Consider the following 22,382-nt stretch of genomic DNA (forward strand, 5'->3'; position numbering starts at 1 on the left):
CAGGATATTGATTTATTAATCGGTTGTATCACCATCAGTTTCAGATGCATCTGTTGATTCTGGACTTTTTAATTTTTGTAACCGTTTCTCTTCTTTCTTTTTCTTTTTTGCTATTTCTTTCTGGCGCTTTTCAAAAGCATAATTTGGTTTAGCCACGGGTTTTATCCTTTACATAACTTCAATTTTCATACTATAGAGTACGGTATTTTCTAATCAAATGCGCACTTGACTCGATCAAATTTCAAACCACTCTCATTGTGGTGTATTTATCAGCAATTTTATAAACATTCACTTACTTGATCCACATCAACACATAAGTGGGGGAATACTCAATACTTAACCTAAGTTGTTTTCTAAAAATTACAAAAGGTTAACGCCATGAAAGTTATACCGATTACACGCTTCATATGTTTATTTGCTCTAATTGGGTTTTTATCCAACAGTACACAAGCAAGTGAATTAAAGACTGAAAAAGCAATATTAACGGCTCCACCTATGGTGCCACCAGCAATTAACCGAGATCACAGTGCAAAGGTTGTGATTAAATTGGAAACCAAAGAACAAATTGGTTCTATTGCCGATGGCGTAGACTATGTATTTTGGTCGTTTGGTGAAACTGTACCTGGTAGTTTCATTCGTGTACGGGAAGGTGACGAAATTGAATTTCATTTATCAAACCACCCTAGTTCGAAAATGCCACACAATATCGATTTACATGCAGTTACGGGACCTGGCGGCGGCGCTGAATCGTCATTTACTGCGCCTGGGCATACTTCAACATTTAGTTTTAAAGCACTTAATCCTGGTTTATATATTTATCATTGTGCTACGGCACCTGTCGGTATGCATATCGCCAATGGCATGTACGGCCTTATTCTAGTTGAGCCTGAAGGTGGCCTTAAGCCCGTTGATCGTGAGTATTATGTAGTGCAAGGAGACTTTTACACTAAAGGCGAATTTGGAGAAGCCGGCCTACAACCTTTTGATATGGCAAAAGCCATAGATGAGGATGCTGATTATGTTGTCTTTAATGGGTCAGTTGGTAGTACTACAAATGAAAACGCATTAACCGCAAAAGTTGGCGAAACTGTACGTTTATATGTCGGTAATGGTGGTCCTAACTTAGTTTCTTCTTTCCATGTCATCGGTGAGATATTTGACACTGTTTATGTAGAAGGTGGTGATTTAAAAAATCACAATGTACAAACCACATTAATTCCAGCGGGCGGAGCTGCAATTGTTGAATTTAAAGTAGATGTGCCAGGGACTTTTATTTTGGTGGATCATTCTATATTCAGAGCCTTTAACAAAGGGGCGTTAGCTATGTTAAAAGTTGAGGGCGAAGAACAGGAAAAAATCTTCTCTGGCAAACAGGCTGATAATGTTTATTTACCTGAAGGCTCTGCAATTCAATCGTTAGATAATACCCATACTGCAGTTACCGCTAAAACAAAAGACGAGCAAGTTCGTTTTGGTCAGCGAGTTTATGAATCTAATTGCATGGCATGTCATCAAGCCAATGGACAAGGTATCCCGTCTGCATTTCCTCCACTTGCCAAATCTGATTATTTAAATGCAAATCCACTTTTAGGTGTTGATGCCATTATCAAAGGTTTATCTGGACCAATAAAAGTCAATAATGTGACTTATAATAGTGTTATGCCGGCCATGGGATTAAATGATCAAGACATTGCTAACGTCATAACGTTTGTTCTTAATAATTGGGGTAATGAAGGCGGACAAGTGTCTACAGAACAAGTAGCTGCAAGGCGTAAATAAGGTGATAATTTCCTTGCTGCTCATATCTTTAGTTTTTGTAGATACTCCTGATATTAATACTAAACTTACGAGTAAGGGTAATAATCAAGGCGCTACAACATCTGTAAGTATGAGCGCTTTACCTAGCGGTAACTATCGCCCGCTATATATGAGTAAAGACAGTCCACAAACGAATGTGAACGCTTTTAATATAGATGTTACGCCTGTAACCAATCAACAATACTTGGCGTTTGTTGTTACCAATCCTCGTTGGCAACCAAAATCTGTACCGCAAATATTCGCGGAACCACAATATTTACAACATTGGCAAAATAACGAGGGGGAAATAACGCCCCCAGAAAGTCAACTGAACAGCCCAGTAATCAATGTATCTTGGTTTGCAGCACAAGCTTATTGCCAGTCAATTGATAAGAGACTGCCAACCGTTGCAGAGTGGGAACGTGTTGCCAGTGCTAGTGAAACTCAAGCCGATGGCAGCAAAGATAAAAGTTATCACGCTCGTATTTTACAATGGTATAGCCGTCCTAGTGTTAAACAATTACCAGAGGTAGGTATAACCCCTGCTAATTTTTGGGGAGTACAAGATTTACATGGTTTGATATGGGAGTGGACGGAAGATTTTAACTCTGGATTAGTCACAGGAGAGTCTCGAGGTGATAGCAACATAGACCAAAAACTATTTTGTGCAGCAGGAGCACAAGGCGCTGCAGCCCCTAGCGATTATGCTGCATTCATGCGCTTTGGTTTCCGTTCGAGTTTACAAGCCAAATTTACGTTACCTAACTTAGGATTTCGATGTGCAACCTCAAAGGAACAAACTCATGATAAAATTTAAGCCATCTATAATACTAACTATTGTTGGGCTGATAACAGTATTGATAAGCTCACAGGTTCATTCAGACACTGTGCCTCAAGACTCGATTTATCAACTTGATAGTACTTGGGTAGACCAAGACGGAAACAAACGATTACTGAAAAGTTTCAGTGGTAAAAAACAGCTAATCAGTCTTATTTATACTCATTGTTTACATACCTGCCCCACCATAGTTTCAACTATGCAAGCGATAGAGAGTAAACTTAGTAAACAAGACGCTAAAAATACAAGCTTCATTTTGGTCTCTTTAACACCCGATACAGACACACCTGAAGTATTAAAAGAATTTGCTCAAAGTAGAAAGTTAAGTTCAAACAACTGGAGTTTATTAACTGGCACACCTGAAGATGTACGTAGTTTAGCTATGGTATTAAATGTTAAATTCCAAAGCGTAGACGACAACGAAGTTAATCACTCCAACTTAATCACAGCACTTGATCAACAAGGTAGAATTAAGTTCCAAGAGTTAGGCGTACTTTACAATGCCAATAAAGCGGTAGAAAAACTGTCTGAATTTTAAAATTGGTATGACTATTCGCTTTGTACGGATAACCAATAAAAAAGCGAAACTATTTAACAGTTTCGCTTTTTTTAATGGTCTAGTTAGTGACAAGACTACACTTTAATTAACGTAACATCGCATTTAGCATAGTTAGCCACACCATTGGCCGTAGAGCCAATAAGGGCTTGAATCCCTTTTTTAGAATGCGTGCCAAGGATAATTAAATCCGCATTTTTCTTTTCAGCCAACAAACAAATTTGTTCATAAGCTTTACCAAATTTCACCGAGACATTCTTCAATGGAATATCCAACGCAGCCGCTTTTGATTCTATTGAAGGTAAAGCGTTTTCTTTTAATTCTTTTTGGTAATCTTTAGGAAGCAAAGAATATGAAATGATATGAGTAACGAGCAATTTAGCGTTACAAACTTGTGCAAATTCCTTCGCTTTGGCAAGTACACTTGCGCCCTCTTCACTGTCTTCTATTGCACAAAGAATGGTTTTATACATAGGGATTCCTTAGATTTATTAGTATGTCTAACGTATTTTATAGGTATAAACTACCACTGGTGTAGGCCATTAACAATCGCTTTCAGTTTGTAACTTCCGTTGCTGCAATTTCTATTGACGTACATCAATATAATCAAAAAAAGTAACCTAAAGCGCGCAAAGCTGATGTCGGTAATTTTAATACGTTTATTGCAAAACGTAATCAAAGTATTTCCTGTGTTCTACCCCTGCTAAATTGGAATTTATTTTGTTTGGGTGTTTGTATTCACGCCAACTCGCGACATTACGGCCTACATTTAATTTTGGAAATTCAGCGCCATCTTTTGGCGTTAACCCCAAAAACTGACTGATTTTTAATAAGCTATCTTGCTCACTTACATCAACAGACATAAAGTCGTCACGGTTTTTAAAATAGGACCGTACTTCTTGTTCATGACGTTTATAACATTCAACTAATTCACTTTCACTTAAAGGTAAGTTAGCTGAAAAAGTATGATGGAAACTACGTTTCAAAATAGGATGAAATACACCGGTTTTACTATCCAAGCGGGGAGCCATTTTACCCAGTAACATAGTAATGGACGGCAACCATTTATCTAATTCTCTGGTTAAATAAATAAACTTGGAATTGGGAAATAATTGATCTAAATGTTTGTAGTCACTAAAACAAGGTGCATCCGAAATAGCGTCCGCCATTTCAAACGCCTTTTTGGTAAATGCGGTATGCGCCACCGACAGCCCCATCTCTAATAACGCAACACTGATGCTGGTGGTGCCTGTCCTAGGTAAGCCAATTATAAATATCTTAGACATCGGATATCACTCACATTTAAAAGGCCGACAGTATACTTGAACTGAAAAACAGATGGTGAAATAAATCGTCAACAAAACAACTAATTACTGATCAATTGATAAAATGAATAATCTATTAAGATTGACTTGACTAACGAGAAAATTTATCCAAACTGCACGGGTTCAAATCAGCCTAAACGTTATAAAAAGAGTGTTATGAAAACAGAAGTGAGTTACCGTTTCTCTTCAGCCCAAGTTGCGAATCGTTTTTTACATGAATTAAAAAATTGGCATGTCGCGCAAGTATCAACTCGTTTGTTCAAAGGCGATGATAGCGTCAATGTATCTTATGAATATGATCAACGTGGATTTGATAATACTCTGTCAGAACTTGATAATTTGGCGGAACAATACGGTGGTAAAGAAGTTTAGCGGTAATAGATTTACCGCTAAATCAGTTCGAATACGCTCTTAATAAAGGTGCGTTTATTCATCCCCTAACCAAGTTATTTTGTATAAATCACGACGCCTGTCTAAGTAGTTTTTCACCGAGCCTTCATTTTTTAATTGATCCAATTTAGTTAAGTCAAGGTCAACAATTAATGTCATTTCGGTATTTGGGGTTGTTTCAGCCATAATCGCATCATGCGGGAATGAAAAGTCAGACGGTGAAAATACAACAGATTGAGCGTATTGAATATCTGCCCCATCGACTTTTGGTAAGTTACCAACACTGCCTGCAGTGATCACATAACATTCATTTTCAATTGCTCTAGCGTGAGCACAGTGACGTACCCTTAAGTATGCATTTTTAGTGTCCGTCCAAAATGGCACAAATAACATTTGCATGCCCTTCTCAGACTGTAACCTAGCCAGTTCAGGAAACTCAACGTCATAACAAATAAGAATACCAATTCGGCCAAAGTCAGTATCAAACACATTAAGTCCATTACCGCCTTTCATGATCCACGCCCTTTTCTCATAAGGGGTTGGGTGTAATTTATATTGTGACTCTAACGTTCCGTCACGGCGGCATAAATAAGCCACATTATATAAATCACCGTCTTCCATTACAGGCATAGAACCCGCAATAATATTTATATTGTAACTGACCGCCAATTTGGAAATAGCATCTAAAATTTCGCCTGAATATTCAGCCAGTGCCTTAATAGAGTCAAATGAGTTTTCATGTTCATCAATCCCCATTAATGGCGCATTAAAAAACTCTGGCAACAAAGCAAGATCACACTGATAGTCTGATAACGCATCAACAAAAAACTCTACTTGCTGGATTAACTCTTCAACTGAATTTAAAGAACGCATTTGCCATTGCACACAACCAATTCGCGCCGAGGTTTTTGTCGCTCCTATAAGCGGCGTTTTCTGATCGTCATAATAAAGATTGGTCCATTCAAGTAAGGTGGCATACCCTTTTGATTCTTTATCTTCTGGTAAATAGGCGGTTAATACCCGTTTTACCTCAAAATCATTGGATAGCTGGAAAGTTAAAATTGGATCATATATCTCACGTTTTTTTACTTGTTCTATGTATTTTTGTGGTGAAAGTTCATGCGCATAATTTTTATAATTAGGAATACGTCCACCAGCAATGATCGACTTAAGGTTTAAGCTTTGGCATAACTCTTTACGAGCTTCATATAAACGTCTGCCAAGACGCATACTGCGATAATCAAGCGAAACACAAACCTCAATTCCGTAGAGCACATCACCAAGCGGATCATGCGTTGTCAGGTATGCATCACCGGTAATTTGATCATAGGTGTGATGGTCGCCAAACTTGTCATAATCCACTATCAATGAAAATGCAGCAGCGACAATTTTGCCGTGATCTTCAATGCAAATTTGCCCTTCTGGGAAAACAGCTAATTGAGCTTTAAATTGTTTTTCCGGCCAAGCGCCGCCTAAGTTTGGATATACCTCATCCATCATCACTTTTAAGTCGGCGTAATCTTCTTTTACTAAATGACGTAGCGCTAATTTATGTTCGGATTCATCGGTATAAATATTTTCACTCATTACTGTTTTTACTCATAATTTCTGGGGGTAAATTGGGTTCAACGTATTCAGCTCAACTTTACCTATTCAATTTGATATAGGCTTATTGTCGTTGTCGATTTTATTTGCCATTAAGATGGCTATAAAAACGGCCACCAATTGAATTAAAAGCGCAGGGATGATAAAAAATAAATCAACTCGGATGTTGGTGTTTGATGGCAATGATAGTTCAGTCAATAACCATAAACCGCCAAATACCAAGAGTGATTTATATAAGTACTTTTCTAATTTCAGTTTAAATTCTGGCGATTGCCAAATACTGAATACAAGAGTAGCTATTGATAATACAGGTAAGAATAAAAGACTAAAAAATGAAACTAAATATAGAGTACGCCAAGGTTGAGTATCCAAATCTGTGGGTATTCCGATAACAGCATTACAACCACTTAATAAACCTAAACATATAATTACGAGTAATAATTTCATCTTGTATTCCTTTTCTAGATAAACCATAAGCTAGATTAAAACAATGTTCATAATTTAACTTTAATAGAAACTAAAGCAACATTTTTTGTTTTCGTATCAATCCAGTTTTACTCTGAAAGTTTAGTAAATAAGCCTATTTGAACCTTTATGTATTTTCTGATGTTATTTTTATCAGACGATCAAGTTTGAGATATTTTGCTTAATCTCAGTGATAACAGAAAAAAGTATTAATGTTTAAAAGAGCCACCCACTTTAAATCTTTCTAGCTTTCCTTTTTATAGTTATCCATGGCCTGCTTAATTTTTTTCATTTCCCATTTCTCACCAAAAGGTTGGAATACTATATAACCATGCACTCCAATGATTAAGCCAAAAGATATTGCGCAAGAAACAAGCGCGCCCAAATTTTCGCCTTGGTTATAATTAGGCAGTAAGAAAAGAACAAAAATCCCCAATAAAAATAATGCTAACATGTAAAATTCCTTTTTTGCTTTCACTTCAGCTTGCACCTTTTCTAAGTCAAACTCAGGTTCTAAATATCCTTGTTTATCAACGTGTTCATTTTGGTTACGGATCCCATTTTTTATCTCATTTATATCAACTTCAAAAACCGATGCTAAAGACTTCAACGTTTCAAGGCCAACGCTTTCACCTTTTTCTGCACGTTGGATTGTACGAATATTCAACCCGCTCAGTTGAGCTAGTTGCTCCTGAGACCAATTATGTTTTTGTCGTAGGGATTTAAGAAACATGAACACTACTCTCGTTTACTTTCATTGTGCGGTAAATATAATCCAATCTTACTTTGTTGGTAACGACAAAGACATGACAAAAGTACGACAGTGTTAACTTTTTAAAAGTGCCACCCACTTTAAATACAACCAACTGGCTTATAAGCTGGAAAGTCATGGTTATATTTCTGCTAATAATAAATTTACTATTTTAAGTTTGATTAGGTGTTTAAATTTAGAAATTGAGGTGATTATTTATATTTTAGGTAAACCTTAGATGTACGGTTTTCTCAGAGTGTTCTGATTTAGTTTTTTGTTATTTCAATATATTTAACTGTTCGCTTTTAACCCAGCAGCCTTTTGCAACTTGATAAGTTTGGTCGTCGTTTTAATTGTTGGTTCTCACTGAAGCTTTGCAATACATGCTCATGACCCACCGCACCATGAAAAATTTTGGTGAATTGTTTTGTAATTGTAAGCCAGTTGTCTTCGCTGATGTTTAATCTTGTCAGTATATTAGGAAGGTGTTGACTTATATGTCCTGCTTTATCTTCTCTTATACATTTGCCAGTTATGTCTACTAATTCAATATACTCTTTGAGTTCAAATGGAATGCCGTTTGGCATGTCTTTTCTTGGATTTCCTACAAACAGCATTAGTGTGCTTGGTTGTTTGTTTTGAATGTTATGTTGAGTTGATTTTGTTTGACCAATAGCATGATGAATACGGTGTTTTATACTGGTGAAATCTGAGGTTTCTGGTGTTGTTGCCATTTTAGCTCTTACTGGATTTAAATCTACATAAGTCATGCAAGATACTAATGCAGCTTCATCTAACAGTGCTTGGCATTTAAAACGTCCTTCCCAAAAACGGCCTGTACAGCTATCTTCTTTATTGGCTTGTCTCGCGATGCCTTCATTTAATACGCGCATAAACCAACTTATATCCATTAGTCTTTGTTTATAAACTTGGGCGGTTTGCTCTATGGTGAGTTGCTCTGACTCAGTTAAAGGGTCATTGGTTGAGTCTTGTGTGTTATTGATTTTAGATAAATATTTTTGTGTGAGTAACGTGCCTTTAAATACTTTATGCCAACGGATTAATACCTCTGTTGTATTCCAGTTAAGCGCTTTCTGTTCATTAACGTGTAATACAAGATGAGTGTGGTTACTCATTACAGCATAAGCACATACTTCAATTGCAAAAACTTGTGGTAGAAATAACAGCTTATCTTCAACCCATTGCCTTCTGTGCTCATAAGATTGGTGCGTTTGTTTATCTTCACCACATAAAAAGGCTCGGCGGACACAACGTGAGATACAGTGATAATAAAGAGTATCAACCAAACTGATTTGGCTTTTTCGTGGTCTAGGCATAAGTAAACTTAAATGTATCAATATGGGTACAACTGAGTTTAGTTCACATTAAATAACTGTCAAATTTAGGTGGGTGGCTCTTTTTAAAAGAGCCACCCACTTTAAATCTTTCTAGCTTTTTAAAAAAGCTTAAAATTGTCAGAATTACATCAAAAGTAAAAAAGACCAACTATGTTGGTCTTCCGTAAATCAATGAATTTCATTAACAATCAACTTCAATCATGCTTGCTAAAATATCCATAAATCTTAAGAACTAATATTGTAATTATTGAAGAAACTAAAAACTGACCAATCAATAACAGCGCTAATTTAACAGCAAAATCGAGTTCCTCTGTAAACAACTGTAAAAATAGATGTCCCGGTAATAACGCAATACCATACCCAGGCATAGTCTCATTAAATAAATTCCAATTTATTAGAAAGACAAATGCACCTAAAATGGCAAATATAGCACCTACTTTAAATGCAATTTGTCTTATTTGAACTTTATTCATTATTACCAATATAACTTAACACCATTTTCAACAGCTCTTTATAGACGTCAGTTTATAAACAAAAAAACTAAACTAGTTCTACAGCAATAGCCGTTGCTTCCCCGCCACCAATACACAAAGACGCTAAACCTTTGCTTAAACCACGGTTTTTAAGTGCATGTAACAAAGTAACTATTATACGCGCACCCGATGCACCTAAAGGATGTCCTAAAGCACACGCGCCGCCATTTACGTTTACTTTATCCGTTGGTAAATTCATATCTTTCATTGCTGCCATCGTTACCATAGCGAATGCTTCGTTTATTTCGTACAAGTCTACGTCATCTACCGACCACCCTGCTTTAGCTAATGTTGTTTCCATTGCGCCAATTGGGGCTACTGTGAATTTTTCTGGTTCAATTGAGTTTGTGCTGTAACTTACAATTTTAGCCATTGGCGTTAAACCACGTTTAGTCGCTTCTGACAGTTTCATTAATACCAATGCCGCAGCACCGTCACTGATTGAAGAAGAGTTTGCTGCGGTAATCGTACCGTCTTTGGCAAAAGCTGGACGTAAACTTGGGATCTTATCTATTTTAGCGTTACCCGGTTGTTCATCTACCGATACCACATAATCACCTTTACGTGATGATACCGTTACCGCTGAAACTTCATTATCAAAACGACCGCTAGCAATGGCTTCTTGTGCACGAGTTAACGAACGGATTGCGTAGTTATCTAATTGTTCACGTGTGAACTTAAATTCATCTGACGTATCTTGAGCAAAACAGCCCATCGCCTTACCTTGATACGCATCTTCTAGACCATCTAAAAACATATGATCCATGGCTTTGCCATGACCCATACGCATTCCGCCACGGGCATTTGGTAATAGATAAGGTGCGTTTGACATGCTTTCAAATCCACCAACAACCGCCACATTTATAGAACCTGCGCTTAATGAATCCGCAGCCATCATGGCCGCTTTCATGCCTGAACCACATACTTTATTTATGGTCGTTGCACCTGCAGCTAAACGCACTCCAGCTTTAATTGCCGCTTGACGAGCTGGCGCTTGCCCTAAACCAGCAGGTAATACACATCCCATAATAACTTCGTCGATATCGTTGCCTGTAATACCTGCTTTTTCAATTGCTGCAGCAATCGCTGTAGCACCAAGCTCCGGAGCCGCTAACGATGAAAGACTGCCTTGAAAACCACCTAATGGGGTACGTTGAGCCGATACTATAACTATAGGATCTTGATTAGACATGTTTAAAACCTCTGTTGAATACGTGAATGTTTATTATTGTGATAAGTATTAAGCTGTGAGCTGATTTAAGCTTAAACCTCATATTACTGTATATATACAACTTACTCGATACTACGAAAGTAGCCCTAGCTCGCGACACGAAACTCGTAGATCGTAACTCATAGCTCGAAATTCGTAGCTCGTAGCTTATGCCCATTGTCACCTGCCCTGCAACTTTATAAAACTATTGCACACAACTGAATGACAAAGCGCAAATGGATTTGTGTCTTGTTTTTTTTACAATCTCGTCTTATTTAAAATGTTCAAACTCTAAATAAAGACAAATACTAAGTTTACGTTAACGTAAACTTACCCTATTATAATTCCAACAATAGTAAACACAATAGTGCGTCTATTTGTGTATACGACTATCACTGTAAATTTCATGTCCTGTATGACAGCTGACGTGTTGTTGGTACAGATAAAAGTAGATTTAGGAATGAAACAAATGGCTACCGACCAACCTATACAATTTAGTATTGGTGAACTCGCCAAAGAGTTTGACATTACCACCCGCAGTATTCGGTTTTATGAAGACCAAGGCTTATTAGCACCACAGCGTAAAGGTCAGACCCGAATATATTCGCAAAAAGACAAAGTCAGACTAAAACTTGTATTGCGCGGTAAACGATTGGGCTTTTCGTTAGCAGAAACTAAAACCATTTTTGACCTGTACGACACCGAAAAATCTGAACAACGTCAACTTGAAACTATGTTGCAACTGATTGCCACCAAGAAAGAAATATTGGCGCAACAGTTACTCGACATTACCTCGGTAATGGACGATTTGGAACAATTGGAACAAAACTGTAACGAAACACTAAAACAGCTTTAAACACATAATTTATATAAACGAATAAGAACTCATTCTGGTGAATGCCACTGGAACACACTAATTAATAAAAATAAGAGACCTACTTATGATCAGCTCATTCTCATCAATCAACTTTAACCTTGGCGAAACCGTAGACATGATACGCGACCAAGTAAATGCTTTTGCCCGCGACGAAATCGCACCAAGAGCGGCACAAATAGACATAGATAACGAATTCCCAATGGACTTATGGCGTAAATTTGGCGACATGGGTTTATTAGGCATGACGGTTGATGAACAATATGGCGGTTCTGGTTTAGGTTATTTGGAACACGTGGTCACTATGCAAGAGATCAGCCGTGCATCTGCTTCGGTTGGTTTAAGCTACGGTGCCATGTCTAATCTTTGTTTAAATCAATTAAACAAAAACGGTACTCACGAACAAAAAGCCAAATACTTACCAAAACTTTGTACTGGTGAGCACATTGGTGCATTAGCAATGTCTGAACCAAACGCCGGCTCTGACGTCGTCAGCATGAAATTAAAAGCCGAGAAAAAAGGCGATAAATACATCTTAAACGGCAACAAAATGTGGATCACTAATGGTCCAGATGCCAACGTATATATCATCTATGCAAAAACAGATACGTCTGCCGGTTCAAAAGGCATAACGGCATTTATCGTTGAACGTGACTACCCTGGTTTTTCTCGTCATCAAAAGCTAGATAAGTTAGGTATGCGTGGTTCTAATACATGTGAATTAGTATTCCAAGATTGTGAAGTCCCTGCTGAAAACATTTTAGGTGAAGAAGGCAAAGGCGTACGCGTATTAATGTCAGGTCTTGATTACGAACGTTTAGTGTTATCTGGTGGTCCACTTGGGATCATGGATGCTTGCATGGATTTAGTGGTTCCTTATATCCACGACCGTAAACAGTTTGGTCAATCTATTGGTGAATTCCAATTAGTTCAAGGCAAAGTAGCTGACATGTATACCCAAATGAATGCGGCTAAATCTTATGTCTATTTGGTTGCGCAAGCTTGTGACCGAGGCGAAACCACCCGTAAAGACGCTGCAGGTGTTATTTTATATTCTGCTGAACTGGCCACAAAAATGGCACTAGATGCGATTCAGTTATTAGGCGGCAATGGTTACATTAATGAGTTCCCTGCAGGTCGTTTATTACGTGATGCTAAGTTATATGAAATTGGTGCAGGTACTTCTGAAATTCGTCGTATGTTGATTGGTCGTGAATTATTTAACGAATCAAAATAAATAAAAACAATATACGTTTATTTTAATGACTACTTTGAAGCACAAGCTTGTTTAGCCTGTGCTTCAAAATTAAGAGTTAAGAAGAGAGACCATGGCAAAGATAATAAGTAAGTTAAATCCACGCAGTGCTGACTTCATTGAAAATGCACAACATATGCAAATACAGGTTGATGACTTAAAAGCTAAGTTAGAAAAAATTAAACTTGGCGGCGGTGAACGTAGCCGTGAACGTCATTTATCTAGAGGTAAATTATTACCAAGAGATCGTGTTGATCAATTACTAGATAACGGCTCTCCGTTTTTGGAGCTGTCACAACTAGCCGCGTATGAAGTTTATAAAGACGACGTCCCTGCCGCCGGCATTATCACAGGCATTGGCCGTGTTGGTGGCCAAGAGTGTGTGATCGTCGCTAACGATGCCACTGTAAAAGGCGGTACTTATTATCCGTTAACGGTTAAAAAACACTTAAGAGCACAAACCATTGCCCTTGAGAATAACTTGCCATGTATCTACTTGGTTGACTCTGGTGGTGCAAACTTGCCAAATCAAGATGATGTATTTCCAGACAAGGAACACTTTGGTCGTATCTTCTTTAACCAAGCTACTATGTCAGCACAAAACATTCCGCAAATCGCGGTAGTTATGGGCTCTTGTACGGCAGGAGGAGCTTATGTTCCTGCCATGGCCGATGAATCTATTATTGTTAAAGAACAAGGTACTATTTTCTTAGCGGGTCCTCCTTTAGTGAAAGCGGCGACTGGTGAAGTGGTCACAGCGGAAGAACTTGGTGGTGCCGACGTACATTGTCGTACTTCTGGGGTATCTGATCATTTAGCTCAGAACGACAACCATGCACTCGAAATTGCAAGAAGTGCCGTTGGTAACTTAAACCGCACTAAAGACGTTCAACTAAAAATAAAAGAAGTGAACGCACCTGATTATTCTGGTGATGAGCTTTACGGTGTTATTCCAAAAGATCCTCGCAAACCTTTTGATATTAAAGAAGTCATTGCCCGTATTGTAGACGGCAGTGAGTTTGATGAATTTAAAGCCTTATACGGTTCTACGTTAGTCTGTGGTTTTGCTCATATCTATGGTTACCCAGTTGGTATTGTTGCCAATAACGGCATTTTATTTGGCGAGTCTGCTGAAAAAGGCGCGCACTTTGTAGAGCTTTGTGCGCAACGTAAAATACCTTTGGTGTTTTTGCAAAACATCACAGGCTTTATGGTTGGTAAACAATATGAAGCTGGCGGTATTGCCAAACATGGTGCCAAAATGGTTACCGCGGTCGCTTGTGCCAAAGTGCCTAAGTTCACCATTTTAGTGGGTGGCAGTTATGGTGCGGGCAATTATGGCATGTGTGGCCGTGCCTTTGATCCAAGATTTTTGTTTATGTGGCCAAACGCCCGTATCTCAGTAATGGGAGGCGAACAAGCCGCTGGTGTATTAGCGCAAGTAACTCGCGATCAAAAAGAAAAACGTGGTGAGTCCTGGTCTGAACAAGATGAAGCTGAGTTTAAGCAACCTATCATTGATACGTACGAACACCAAGGTCATCCCTATTATGCCTCTGCCCGCTTATGGGACGACGGTATCATTGACCCTGCAGATACCAGACAAGTGCTTGGTTTAGCCATTTCTGCATCATTAAACAAAACCATTGAGGATACCAAGTTTGGTATCTTTAGAATGTAGGGAAAGGCAATGACTAAAGAATTAAAGACTCAAGAAAATGGTCAAACCTTAGGACAGCCTAAAGTCTTGTGTACCGTCGATGCATTAGGGGTTGCAACAGTCACTCTTAATAACCCCGATAAACACAATGCGTTTGATGACGAAGTGATTACTTTATTGACCACATTGTTTGCCAATATAGCCAGTAACCCTGACATTAAAGTGATGGTATTAAACTCTACAGGAAAGAGTTTTTGTGCTGGGGCTGACTTAGGCTGGATGAAACGCATGGCCGATTATTCGTATGAAGAAAACCTTGCAGATTCAAATGCCCTCGCCCAGTTATTTAAAGTATTAAATTTTATGCCACAAGCCACGATAGCCCAGGTTCAAGGTGCTGCATTTGGTGGTGCCGTGGGACTAGTTAGCTGTTGTGACATAGTCGTTGCATCAGACAAGGCGAGTTTCTGTTTAAGTGAAGTAAAGCTTGGTTTAATCCCCGCGACTATCAGCCCGTATGTGATCAATGTTATTGGTCTAAAAGCAGCAAGGCGTTATTTTTTAACGGCTGAGCGTTTTTTTGCCGACCAAGCCAAACTCATCGGTTTAGTGGATGAAGTAGTTGCCGTTACTGAATTAGAAAATGCTACACAGACCTTTGTTAATACTTTATTAGCCAATGGACCTTTAGCAGTTAAAGCCGCTAAACAGCTTGCACTCGATGTTGCACATCAGCCAATTGAGGACACACTTATTGCCAATACCTCTGAACGTATTGCTGCGATACGCGTATCTGATGAAGGCCAAGAAGGCTTAACCTCATTTTTTGAAAAACGTCCTGCTAATTGGCAGTCATCTGACGTGAAGGATAACTAATATGTTTACTAAAATACTCATTGCTAACCGTGGAGAAATTGCTTGTCGTGTAATTAAGACAGCTCGTGCCATGGGGATATTAACGGTTGCGGTTTATTCAGACGCTGATAAAAATGCCATGCATGTGCAAATGGCGGATGAAGCCGTTTATTTAGGTGGTTCGCCTTCTCGTGAAAGTTACTTATTATCACAAAAAGTCATAGATGCAGCCCTTTTAACCGGTGCGCAAGCAATACATCCGGGTTACGGATTTTTATCTGAAAACTCTGACTTCTGTCGTTTATGTGAGCAAAATAACATTGTCTTTATTGGTCCACCAATTGGTGCGATTGAAGCTATGGGATCTAAATCTGCCGCTAAAAGTATTATGGAAAAAGCTAATGTGCCGTTAGTACCTGGTTATCATGGTGACGATCAATCTATGGATGTGATCAAACAAGCTGCGGACGATATGGGCTATCCAGTATTACTTAAAGCCACTGCCGGTGGCGGTGGTAAAGGCATGCGTCAGGTTTGGAGTGAAAAAGAATTTAAGTCTGAGTTTGAAGCGGTAAAACGTGAAGCATTATCATCATTTGGTGATGATCGTATGTTGGTTGAGAAGTATTTAACTCAACCTCGTCACGTAGAAATCCAAGTGTTTTGTGATAATCATGGCAATGCGGTTTATCTATTTGAACGAGATTGTTCAGTTCAGCGTAGACATCAAAAAGTAATTGAAGAAGCGCCAGCGTTTAACATGTCTCCAGAACTACGTGCAAAAATGGGTGAGTCTGCAATTAAGTCTGCTCAAGCTATTGGTTATCAAGGTGCAGGCACGGTTGAGTTTTTATTGGATATTGATGGCTCTTTCTATTTCATGGAAATGAATACTCGATTGCAAGTAGAACACCCAGTTACAGAAATGATCACAGGACAAGACTTAGTAGAATGGCAATTACGTGTTGCCGCTAACGAGACCTTACCTAAAACACAACAAGAGTTAACAATTAACGGTCATGCATTTGAAGCACGTATATACGCTGAAGATCCAGATAATGACTTTTTACCAGCGACTGGCCATTTACAGTTTTTACAAACGCCTATTGAAAGCCAACACGTTCGTGTCGATACTGGTGTACGTCAAGGCGATGATGTCAGTGTGTTTTACGATCCTATGATTGCCAAACTAATTGTATGGGATGAAAGCCGCGAAAAAGCGTTACAACGTTTAACCAAAGCGTTAAAAGAATATCGTATACAAGGTGTGACAACGAACATCGACTTTTTACATAACGTGGCCAGTTGTGACGCTTTTGTGACAGAACAAATTGATACTGGGTTTATTGAAAAAAATCATGATCAAATCTTTTCAGAAAACAATGCCAACAACCAAAACATAACCCATCAATTACCTATGGCGGCACTGGCATTAGTTTTACAACAATCTAATAAAGCGAATAGCCATGCCACAACTAGCACTGACGTTCATTCGCCTTGGCATACCAATAATGCATGGCGCTTAAACCAAGCTAATTTACATCCTATAACTTTGTCTCACAATGAAGTGGAATTTAACGTAAATGTTGAACAACACCCTAGCGAAACTAATGTTAACGGAAACATCCGTTATACCATTACGGTTACTTCACAGGACAAGGACAACCTTGTATATCAATGTGAAGGAGAATTAGCTGGCAATAGATTTAATTGTTTTATCGATGGCGTTCGTCGCAGCATAACAGTAGTTTTTGCTGATCTTGATGTGTGTTTATATACCGCAGAAGGCGTATATAAGGTTACTCAAGTATTAGCAGATATGGGTGATGCAAGTGACGATACCAGCGCAGGAGGTTTAACTGCGCCAATGAACGGCACTATGGTAAGTGTATTAGTGAGTGCTGGAGATAATGTCGAGAAAGACCAAGCACTGATGATCATGGAAGCCATGAAAATGGAACATGTCATTAAAGCGCCAAGTGACGGCATGGTTACCTCCTTGTTTTATCAAGCTGGCGACATGGTTGATGGTGGTTCCGAACTTCTGAGCTTTGAAGCTACTGACGTTTGAATCCTGTAACAATTAACCGTGACAATATTATAGAGAGTTAATATGACAATTATAATGGATAACAATTTATCTAATATGGCCATGCCAAAGCAGGTCAAGATAGTTGAAGTTGGCCCAAGAGACGGATTACAAAACGAAGTGCCTGTCACATTGGAAGATAAAGTCGATTTGATCAATAGTTTGTCAAAAACAGGGTTAACCGTGATTGAGTCCGGTTCGTTTGTGTCGCCTAAATGGGTGCCACAAATGGCGGGCTCTGCTGAAATATATGGTTTAATCGATCAAGTTGATGGCATTAATTACCCTGCCTTGACGCCAAACTTAAAAGGGTATGAACTAGCCAAACAAGCAGGCGTTAAAGAAGTGGCTATATTTGGTGCGGCAAGCGAGTCTTTTAGTCAGAAAAATATTAACTGCTCAATTGCTGAAAGCTTGCAACGCTTTGAACCTATTATGCAACAAGCTAAGTTAGATGGTATAAAAGTCCGAGGATATGTGTCATGTGTTTTAGGTTGCCCGTACGAAGGTGACATAGACATAGCTAAAGTAGCAGAAGTAGCTAAAACCCTGTATGACATGGGTTGTTACGAAATCTCTTTAGGTGACACCATAGGTGTTGGCACTCCAATTAAAGCACAGGCTATGTTGGCAGAAGTGGCTAAGTTAGTTCCAATTGAGCACTTAGCGGTTCACTTTCATGATACCTATGGTCAGGCCTTAGCAAATATATATGCGTGTTTAGCATTAGGTGTGAGTGTGATCGATTCTGCGGTTGCTGGATTAGGCGGTTGCCCTTACGCGAAAGGCGCATCTGGCAATGTAGCGACGGAAGATGTAGTTTATATGTTAAATGGTTTAAACATTAAACATGGCGTTGATTTAACAGCATTAGCACAAGCAGGCGAAACCATTTGCAAAGCGTTGGGTAAAAAAACGAACTCTAAAGTGGCTAATGCTCTGCTTTCTAATTAACTGTTAGCTCTTAACCAAAGTAGGATATTTTATGTTGTTACTCGGTGAGCGTATTACCGTTAGGGATATGCAAGAAAGTGACGCTGACTTTATGCTGGCGTTACTTAACAGCCCCGGTTTTATCGATAATATTGGCGATAGAAACATCAGAACCAAACAACAAGTCATAGATAAAATTCACCAAGTTTATACCTTAGAATATCCGGTTTATGGTTTGTTTACCGTCGTTAATAATCAAACCAATGAGCCATTAGGTACAGTCAGTTATTTAAAACGTGATCACTTATCACACGACGACATAGGATATGCGTTTTTACCACAACATTTTGGTCAAGGTTATGCCTTTGAGGCCAGTAAACTACTGTTGGATCATGTCATTAACCAAGGAAAAACCTGTGTAGTGGCAGTTGTTAATCCAACCAATATTGCATCAATCAAACTATTAGAAAAGCTTGGTTTTATTTATGCTGGGAAAACGACAATGCCTGGTGAAACAAGTCTGATATCAAAATATTCGTTTAACATTAGCGACTAATAAACGTATAAAAACACTGACCCTAAGATCAAAAAAGCCGAGTTGTTTTTCAACACTCGGCTTTAATTATTACGCTTGTTATATTTAAAGCTTTTCTAAACTAATACAACCCACTGAGTATCCAGCACCAAAGCTACATAAAATACCTTTATCTCCAGGTTTAAAGTCATCTTGATACTTGTGGAATGCAACAACAGAACCAGCTGATGCCGTATTCGCGTATTCATCAAGTATTAGCGGTGCATCGAGAAACTCAGGTTCACGACCTAATAATTTTTTTGCCGCAAACAAATTCATATTAATATTGGCTTGATGTAACCACATTCGTTTAACATCAGTAACCTGCCAATTGTTGTCAGCAATATGACTTGAGATTGTATTGGTTGCTAATGGCAACAATTCTTTAAAAACTTTACGCCCTTCTTGGAAGAAAAATGAATTATCTTCTGCAAGTTCATCGTAACAGTGATCGACATAGCTGTGATTACAGCGAATATTATTTGAGAATTGTGTGATTTGACTCGTGTTTACAATTTTAAATTGATTTGCTGAAGTTGCGGTTTCTTGCTTTTCAATGATAAGCGCAGTGGCTACATCACCAAAGATAAAATGACTATCACGGTTAGTGTAATCTAACTGAGGCGTAGTGAACTCTGGATTAACCACTAATACCGTATTAGCATTGCCAGTTTGAATTGCATTATAAGCATTGATGATGGCAAAAGTAGCGGTAGAACAGGCTACATTCATATCGAAACCAAAACCGCTCGCACCTAATATTTGTTGTACTTCTACGGCCATAGACGGATAAGAACGCTGCATATTAGAGCTGCCAAGAATGATCATGTCGATATCTGAGGCTTGTTTGCCTGAATTGGCGATAGCTTGTTTGGCTGCTTCAACTGCCATTAATACCATTTCTGGTGGCTGTTCAGGATCATTTTTTACCATGCTTGGGTGCATGACATTAAGGTCAGTTATGCCCTCTTTATGCATAACATAACGAGATTTTATACCTGACGCTTTTTCAATAAATTCTACGCTTGAACTTTTCTTTTCTGCTAATGTGCCAGCCGCAATTTCAGCTTGGTGTTCGCTATTATATTTTTCTGCATAAGCATTTAATACATCGACAAGCTCTTTATTTGAGACTTTATGAGGAGGGGTAAATAAACCTGAACCGGAAATAACAACTGAAGTCATGATGAAATCCAAAAATTAAACAGCTTAACATTATGCAATTGCGCCAAAAAAGTGCAAGTTTTAACTACCAATTTAGTGCATTTATAATACTAATTAGGTTAATTGGATTAACTTAGTTACAAATCACCTTTAATTACCACGGTTGCGGATATTTTATCTTGAATAGCCTGACGGTTTGAATCCCAATAAATTTGGAAAAATCCTAATAAACCTGTTGCAAAACCAGCACCATAACCACCATAACGACCAAATGAATCCCATGCTGACATATAAGTACCATCAAGTTGTATCACTCTTATTCCCATCAAACGTTTACCAGGAGTTTGTCCACGCCACCAAGCAGGAAAAGCCGTAAAATATAACGCCGCCCAACCAAAACCTAAGCCTAAATCAGAAATAATCCCTTTACCAAACTCAACCAAACTATACACAGGCGCTTCCTGTTTTGGCTGTATTTGTTCATCTGAGCTTTGTTCATCTGAGCTTTGCTGTTCATTGTTCTCTTCAACTACAACAGGTGCTTGAACGACCTCATTTTCCAAAGTGGCTTGGTCTGACGGTTCAGTTTGATCTAGTTTTGTAGGATTTTTTAATGCCGCATACTTTTGTACTGACGCTTGATAATAAGTAAAAAGTTGATCAACGTATTCTAAACGCGCTTGTTCTGTCTCTATGGGTAACGATTTTGAATTATCTTCTATGAATTCATACACTTCATCACTAGACATATTAAGCTCTGCAACGGCATCTAAAGTGTCTTCAATTAACGGATGGTAACAAGCTAAATCACAATCGGGTTGTTCTAATTTAGTAGTTAATTCAAAAAGTAATGCAGCAAACCTTATTGAATTAGCAAAAGAAGGGGCTTGTGTGATCTCTAGGTCATTTTCGGGGATAACAATATCGTTATTAAAACTTTGATTAATAAATGCGATAACACTAATAAAAACAGCAAACGCACCAATTAAACGTAATAAATAACGGGCAAAGCGCCAACGCTTTTGTTCACTTTTTTTACCAAATTTAAAAATAGATAAACCGGCAACTAGCCCCCAAAATACAGCGCCAACATGAGTAAGCATAAGCACTGCCAAGGCATCAATTGACATTGCAAGGCCACGCTGTAATGGCGAGGCTAAACCTTTACCTAATAAGGCGTCATCTACACCAAAGGCAATATCAGTAATGATGTTTTTATCATCGGCTATTATTTCTTTTGGTGTAGATTCCATGTTATTTCCAACGTTAATTTTTGATAGTCATGTTTAGTTAGCTGATGTATCTAATGGCGGAAACGACTTAACTAAATCATCAATGTGTTTCATTTGAGTTAAGAACCCTTCTAGCTTTTCTAACGGTAATGCACAAGGACCATCACACTTAGCTTCATTTGGATTTGGATGAGCCTCAATAAATAGACCAGCCAAACCTAATGCCATGCCAGCTCTAGATAATTCAGCAACTTGAGCTCGGCGACCATCGGCAGAGTCTGTACGACCGCCTGGACGTTGTAACGCATGGGTCGAGTCAAACATAACTGGAGCCATTTTTTTCATGTCATCCATACCTAACATATCAACCACTAAGTTGTTATAACCAAACTGTGAACCACGTTCACATAAGATCACTTGGTCGTTACCGGCTTCCATGAACTTATTAATAATATGACGCATTTCATGTGGTGCTAAAAACTGAGGTTTTTTCACGTTTATAATTGCATTGGTTTTTGCCATCGCCACCACTAAATCGGTTTGGCGTGCTAAAAAGGCAGGTAACTGAATAATATCAACAACCTCTGCGACAGGCGCCGCTTGAAAACCTTCATGCACGTCTGTAATGATTGGCAAATCAAATTGAGATTTAATCTCTTCAAAGATCTTTAAGCCCTCTTCCATACCTGGACCACGGTAAGATGATACAGATGAGCGATTGGCTTTATCAAATGAAGCTTTAAAAACATATGGGATGCCTAACTTAGTAGTGACTTCTTTATAATGTTCCGCAATCTTCATTGCCATGTCACGAGACTCAAGTACATTCATACCGCCAAATAATACAAATGGTTTATCATTTGCTAACTCAATATTTGCGCCGATTTGAATGTTTTGTTTGTTGTTTGTCATTTTCTT

The 22,382-nt window shown here is 38.5% G+C and carries 23 protein-coding genes; 11 read left to right on the forward strand and 12 right to left on the reverse strand.

What is annotated here, in order from left to right:
* Positions 1-15: 15 nt before the first annotated feature.
* Positions 16-156 (reverse strand): hypothetical protein, encoded by a 141-nt coding sequence (locus tag KO505_RS13390; protein WP_216055938.1) that lies wholly within the window; start codon positions 154-156, stop codon positions 16-18.
* Positions 157-378: 222 nt separating this feature from the next.
* Between KO505_RS13390 and nirK the strand changes: the two genes are divergently transcribed.
* Genes nirK through KO505_RS13405 form a run of 3 tightly spaced genes read left to right on the forward strand, consistent with a single transcriptional unit; the run spans position 379 to position 3,173 of the window.
* The gene (gene nirK / locus KO505_RS13395) at positions 379-1,779 is read left to right on the forward strand and encodes a copper-containing nitrite reductase (protein WP_216055939.1); all 1,401 of its coding nucleotides are present in this window, start codon (positions 379-381) and stop codon (positions 1,777-1,779) included.
* A 13-nt stretch (positions 1,780-1,792) separates the two neighbouring features.
* Positions 1,793-2,614, forward strand: a complete 822-nt coding sequence (locus KO505_RS13400) for a formylglycine-generating enzyme family protein (protein ID WP_252731787.1) — start codon at positions 1,793-1,795, stop codon at positions 2,612-2,614.
* Entirely contained in the window at positions 2,601-3,173 is a 573-nt protein-coding gene (locus tag KO505_RS13405; RefSeq protein ID WP_216055940.1) for an SCO family protein, read from the forward strand. Before KO505_RS13400 ends, KO505_RS13405 begins: the two co-directional genes overlap by 14 nt.
* 95 nt (positions 3,174-3,268) lie before the next feature.
* Here the strand turns inward: KO505_RS13405 and KO505_RS13410 are convergent, their stop codons facing one another.
* Positions 3,269-3,664 (reverse strand): universal stress protein, encoded by a 396-nt coding sequence (locus KO505_RS13410; RefSeq protein WP_216055941.1) that lies wholly within the window; start codon positions 3,662-3,664, stop codon positions 3,269-3,271.
* A 186-nt stretch (positions 3,665-3,850) separates the two neighbouring features.
* Positions 3,851-4,477 (reverse strand): sulfotransferase family protein, encoded by a 627-nt coding sequence (locus tag KO505_RS13415; RefSeq protein ID WP_252731788.1) that lies wholly within the window; start codon positions 4,475-4,477, stop codon positions 3,851-3,853.
* A 195-nt stretch (positions 4,478-4,672) separates the two neighbouring features.
* On the opposite strand from KO505_RS13415, the gene KO505_RS13420 reads away from it, so the two are divergent.
* Entirely contained in the window at positions 4,673-4,888 is a 216-nt protein-coding gene (locus tag KO505_RS13420; RefSeq protein WP_216055942.1) for a hypothetical protein, read from the forward strand.
* A 54-nt stretch (positions 4,889-4,942) separates the two neighbouring features.
* Here the strand turns inward: KO505_RS13420 and KO505_RS13425 are convergent, their stop codons facing one another.
* From KO505_RS13425 to KO505_RS13450, 6 genes are all read right to left on the reverse strand, one after another.
* Entirely contained in the window at positions 4,943-6,493 is a 1,551-nt protein-coding gene (locus tag KO505_RS13425) for a carbon-nitrogen hydrolase family protein (protein ID WP_216055943.1), read from the reverse strand.
* A 66-nt stretch (positions 6,494-6,559) separates the two neighbouring features.
* Positions 6,560-6,958, reverse strand: coding sequence for a hypothetical protein (locus KO505_RS13430; RefSeq protein WP_216055944.1), 399 nt, complete (start codon positions 6,956-6,958; stop codon positions 6,560-6,562).
* 262 nt (positions 6,959-7,220) lie between these two features.
* Positions 7,221-7,709, reverse strand: a complete 489-nt coding sequence (locus KO505_RS13435) for a helix-turn-helix domain-containing protein (RefSeq protein ID WP_216055945.1) — start codon at positions 7,707-7,709, stop codon at positions 7,221-7,223.
* Between the two features lie 323 nt (positions 7,710-8,032).
* A complete protein-coding gene (locus KO505_RS13440; protein WP_216055946.1) occupies positions 8,033-9,064 on the reverse strand; it encodes a transposase in 1,032 nt (343 codons plus the stop codon).
* A gap of 215 nt (positions 9,065-9,279) precedes the next feature.
* A complete protein-coding gene (locus KO505_RS13445; protein ID WP_216055947.1) occupies positions 9,280-9,558 on the reverse strand; it encodes a hypothetical protein in 279 nt (92 codons plus the stop codon).
* Positions 9,559-9,625: 67 nt separating this feature from the next.
* Positions 9,626-10,810, reverse strand: a complete 1,185-nt coding sequence (locus tag KO505_RS13450; protein WP_216055948.1) for an acetyl-CoA C-acyltransferase — start codon at positions 10,808-10,810, stop codon at positions 9,626-9,628.
* A 487-nt stretch (positions 10,811-11,297) separates the two neighbouring features.
* Here KO505_RS13450 and KO505_RS13455 point away from each other — a divergent pair, with 487 nt between their 5' ends.
* The 7 genes from KO505_RS13455 to KO505_RS13485 all read left to right on the forward strand — a co-directional run bounded on the left by KO505_RS13455 (position 11,298) and on the right by KO505_RS13485 (position 19,050).
* Positions 11,298-11,684 (forward strand): MerR family DNA-binding transcriptional regulator, encoded by a 387-nt coding sequence (locus KO505_RS13455; RefSeq protein ID WP_252731806.1) that lies wholly within the window; start codon positions 11,298-11,300, stop codon positions 11,682-11,684.
* Positions 11,685-11,769: 85 nt separating this feature from the next.
* Complete coding sequence (locus KO505_RS13460; RefSeq protein WP_216055949.1) at positions 11,770-12,939, forward strand: isovaleryl-CoA dehydrogenase; 1,170 nt, start codon at positions 11,770-11,772, stop codon at positions 12,937-12,939.
* Positions 12,940-13,030: 91 nt separating this feature from the next.
* Positions 13,031-14,638: a carboxyl transferase domain-containing protein gene (locus KO505_RS13465; RefSeq protein ID WP_216055950.1), complete on the forward strand. Its 1,608-nt coding sequence runs from the start codon at positions 13,031-13,033 to the stop codon at positions 14,636-14,638.
* Between the two features lie 9 nt (positions 14,639-14,647).
* The gene (locus KO505_RS13470; RefSeq protein WP_216055951.1) at positions 14,648-15,493 is read left to right on the forward strand and encodes an enoyl-CoA hydratase/isomerase family protein; all 846 of its coding nucleotides are present in this window, start codon (positions 14,648-14,650) and stop codon (positions 15,491-15,493) included.
* 1 nt (position 15,494) lies between these two features.
* A complete protein-coding gene (locus KO505_RS13475; protein ID WP_216055952.1) occupies positions 15,495-17,543 on the forward strand; it encodes an acetyl/propionyl/methylcrotonyl-CoA carboxylase subunit alpha in 2,049 nt (682 codons plus the stop codon).
* Positions 17,544-17,618: 75 nt separating this feature from the next.
* Positions 17,619-18,515: a hydroxymethylglutaryl-CoA lyase gene (locus KO505_RS13480; protein ID WP_216056020.1), complete on the forward strand. Its 897-nt coding sequence runs from the start codon at positions 17,619-17,621 to the stop codon at positions 18,513-18,515.
* 31 nt (positions 18,516-18,546) lie between these two features.
* Entirely contained in the window at positions 18,547-19,050 is a 504-nt protein-coding gene (locus KO505_RS13485) for a GNAT family N-acetyltransferase (protein ID WP_216055953.1), read from the forward strand.
* 84 nt (positions 19,051-19,134) lie between these two features.
* Here KO505_RS13485 and KO505_RS13490 read toward each other — a convergent pair whose 3' ends face one another.
* The 3 genes from KO505_RS13490 to kdsA form a co-directional block, all read right to left on the reverse strand.
* Positions 19,135-20,253: a beta-ketoacyl-ACP synthase III gene (locus tag KO505_RS13490; protein ID WP_216055954.1), complete on the reverse strand. Its 1,119-nt coding sequence runs from the start codon at positions 20,251-20,253 to the stop codon at positions 19,135-19,137.
* A 116-nt stretch (positions 20,254-20,369) separates the two neighbouring features.
* A complete protein-coding gene (locus tag KO505_RS13495; protein WP_216055955.1) occupies positions 20,370-21,485 on the reverse strand; it encodes an RDD family protein in 1,116 nt (371 codons plus the stop codon).
* 33 nt (positions 21,486-21,518) lie between these two features.
* The gene (kdsA, locus tag KO505_RS13500) at positions 21,519-22,376 is read right to left on the reverse strand and encodes a 3-deoxy-8-phosphooctulonate synthase (protein ID WP_216055956.1); all 858 of its coding nucleotides are present in this window, start codon (positions 22,374-22,376) and stop codon (positions 21,519-21,521) included.
* Between the last annotated feature and the right edge of the window lie 6 nt (positions 22,377-22,382).

Source organism: Psychrosphaera sp. F3M07 (genome assembly GCF_018860345.1).
Classification (GTDB): Bacteria; Pseudomonadota; Gammaproteobacteria; order Enterobacterales; family Alteromonadaceae; genus Psychrosphaera; species Psychrosphaera aquimarina.

Excerpts from the sequence above, each read along its gene's own strand:
- KO505_RS13435 (WP_216055945.1), bottom strand. The coding sequence starts at position 7,709 with ATGTTTCTTAAATCCCTACGACAAAAACATAATTGGTCTCAGGAGCAA.
- KO505_RS13455 (WP_252731806.1), top strand. The coding sequence starts at position 11,298 with ATGGCTACCGACCAACCTATACAATTTAGTATTGGTGAACTCGCCAAA.
- KO505_RS13410 (WP_216055941.1), bottom strand. The coding sequence starts at position 3,664 with ATGTATAAAACCATTCTTTGTGCAATAGAAGACAGTGAAGAGGGCGCA.
- KO505_RS13480 (WP_216056020.1), top strand. The coding sequence starts at position 17,619 with ATGGCCATGCCAAAGCAGGTCAAGATAGTTGAAGTTGGCCCAAGAGAC.
- KO505_RS13470 (WP_216055951.1), top strand. The coding sequence starts at position 14,648 with ATGACTAAAGAATTAAAGACTCAAGAAAATGGTCAAACCTTAGGACAG.
- KO505_RS13460 (WP_216055949.1), top strand. The coding sequence starts at position 11,770 with ATGATCAGCTCATTCTCATCAATCAACTTTAACCTTGGCGAAACCGTA.
- KO505_RS13420 (WP_216055942.1), top strand. The coding sequence starts at position 4,673 with ATGAAAACAGAAGTGAGTTACCGTTTCTCTTCAGCCCAAGTTGCGAAT.
- KO505_RS13450 (WP_216055948.1), bottom strand. The coding sequence starts at position 10,810 with ATGTCTAATCAAGATCCTATAGTTATAGTATCGGCTCAACGTACCCCA.
- KO505_RS13430 (WP_216055944.1), bottom strand. The coding sequence starts at position 6,958 with ATGAAATTATTACTCGTAATTATATGTTTAGGTTTATTAAGTGGTTGT.
- KO505_RS13465 (WP_216055950.1), top strand. The coding sequence starts at position 13,031 with ATGGCAAAGATAATAAGTAAGTTAAATCCACGCAGTGCTGACTTCATT.
- KO505_RS13425 (WP_216055943.1), bottom strand. The coding sequence starts at position 6,493 with ATGAGTGAAAATATTTATACCGATGAATCCGAACATAAATTAGCGCTA.
- KO505_RS13485 (WP_216055953.1), top strand. The coding sequence starts at position 18,547 with ATGTTGTTACTCGGTGAGCGTATTACCGTTAGGGATATGCAAGAAAGT.
- KO505_RS13405 (WP_216055940.1), top strand. The coding sequence starts at position 2,601 with ATGATAAAATTTAAGCCATCTATAATACTAACTATTGTTGGGCTGATA.
- KO505_RS13495 (WP_216055955.1), bottom strand. The coding sequence starts at position 21,485 with ATGGAATCTACACCAAAAGAAATAATAGCCGATGATAAAAACATCATT.
- kdsA (WP_216055956.1), bottom strand. The coding sequence starts at position 22,376 with ATGACAAACAACAAACAAAACATTCAAATCGGCGCAAATATTGAGTTA.
- KO505_RS13445 (WP_216055947.1), bottom strand. The coding sequence starts at position 9,558 with ATGAATAAAGTTCAAATAAGACAAATTGCATTTAAAGTAGGTGCTATA.
- nirK (WP_216055939.1), top strand. The coding sequence starts at position 379 with ATGAAAGTTATACCGATTACACGCTTCATATGTTTATTTGCTCTAATT.
- KO505_RS13490 (WP_216055954.1), bottom strand. The coding sequence starts at position 20,253 with ATGACTTCAGTTGTTATTTCCGGTTCAGGTTTATTTACCCCTCCTCAT.
- KO505_RS13440 (WP_216055946.1), bottom strand. The coding sequence starts at position 9,064 with ATGCCTAGACCACGAAAAAGCCAAATCAGTTTGGTTGATACTCTTTAT.
- KO505_RS13415 (WP_252731788.1), bottom strand. The coding sequence starts at position 4,477 with ATGTCTAAGATATTTATAATTGGCTTACCTAGGACAGGCACCACCAGC.
- KO505_RS13475 (WP_216055952.1), top strand. The coding sequence starts at position 15,495 with ATGTTTACTAAAATACTCATTGCTAACCGTGGAGAAATTGCTTGTCGT.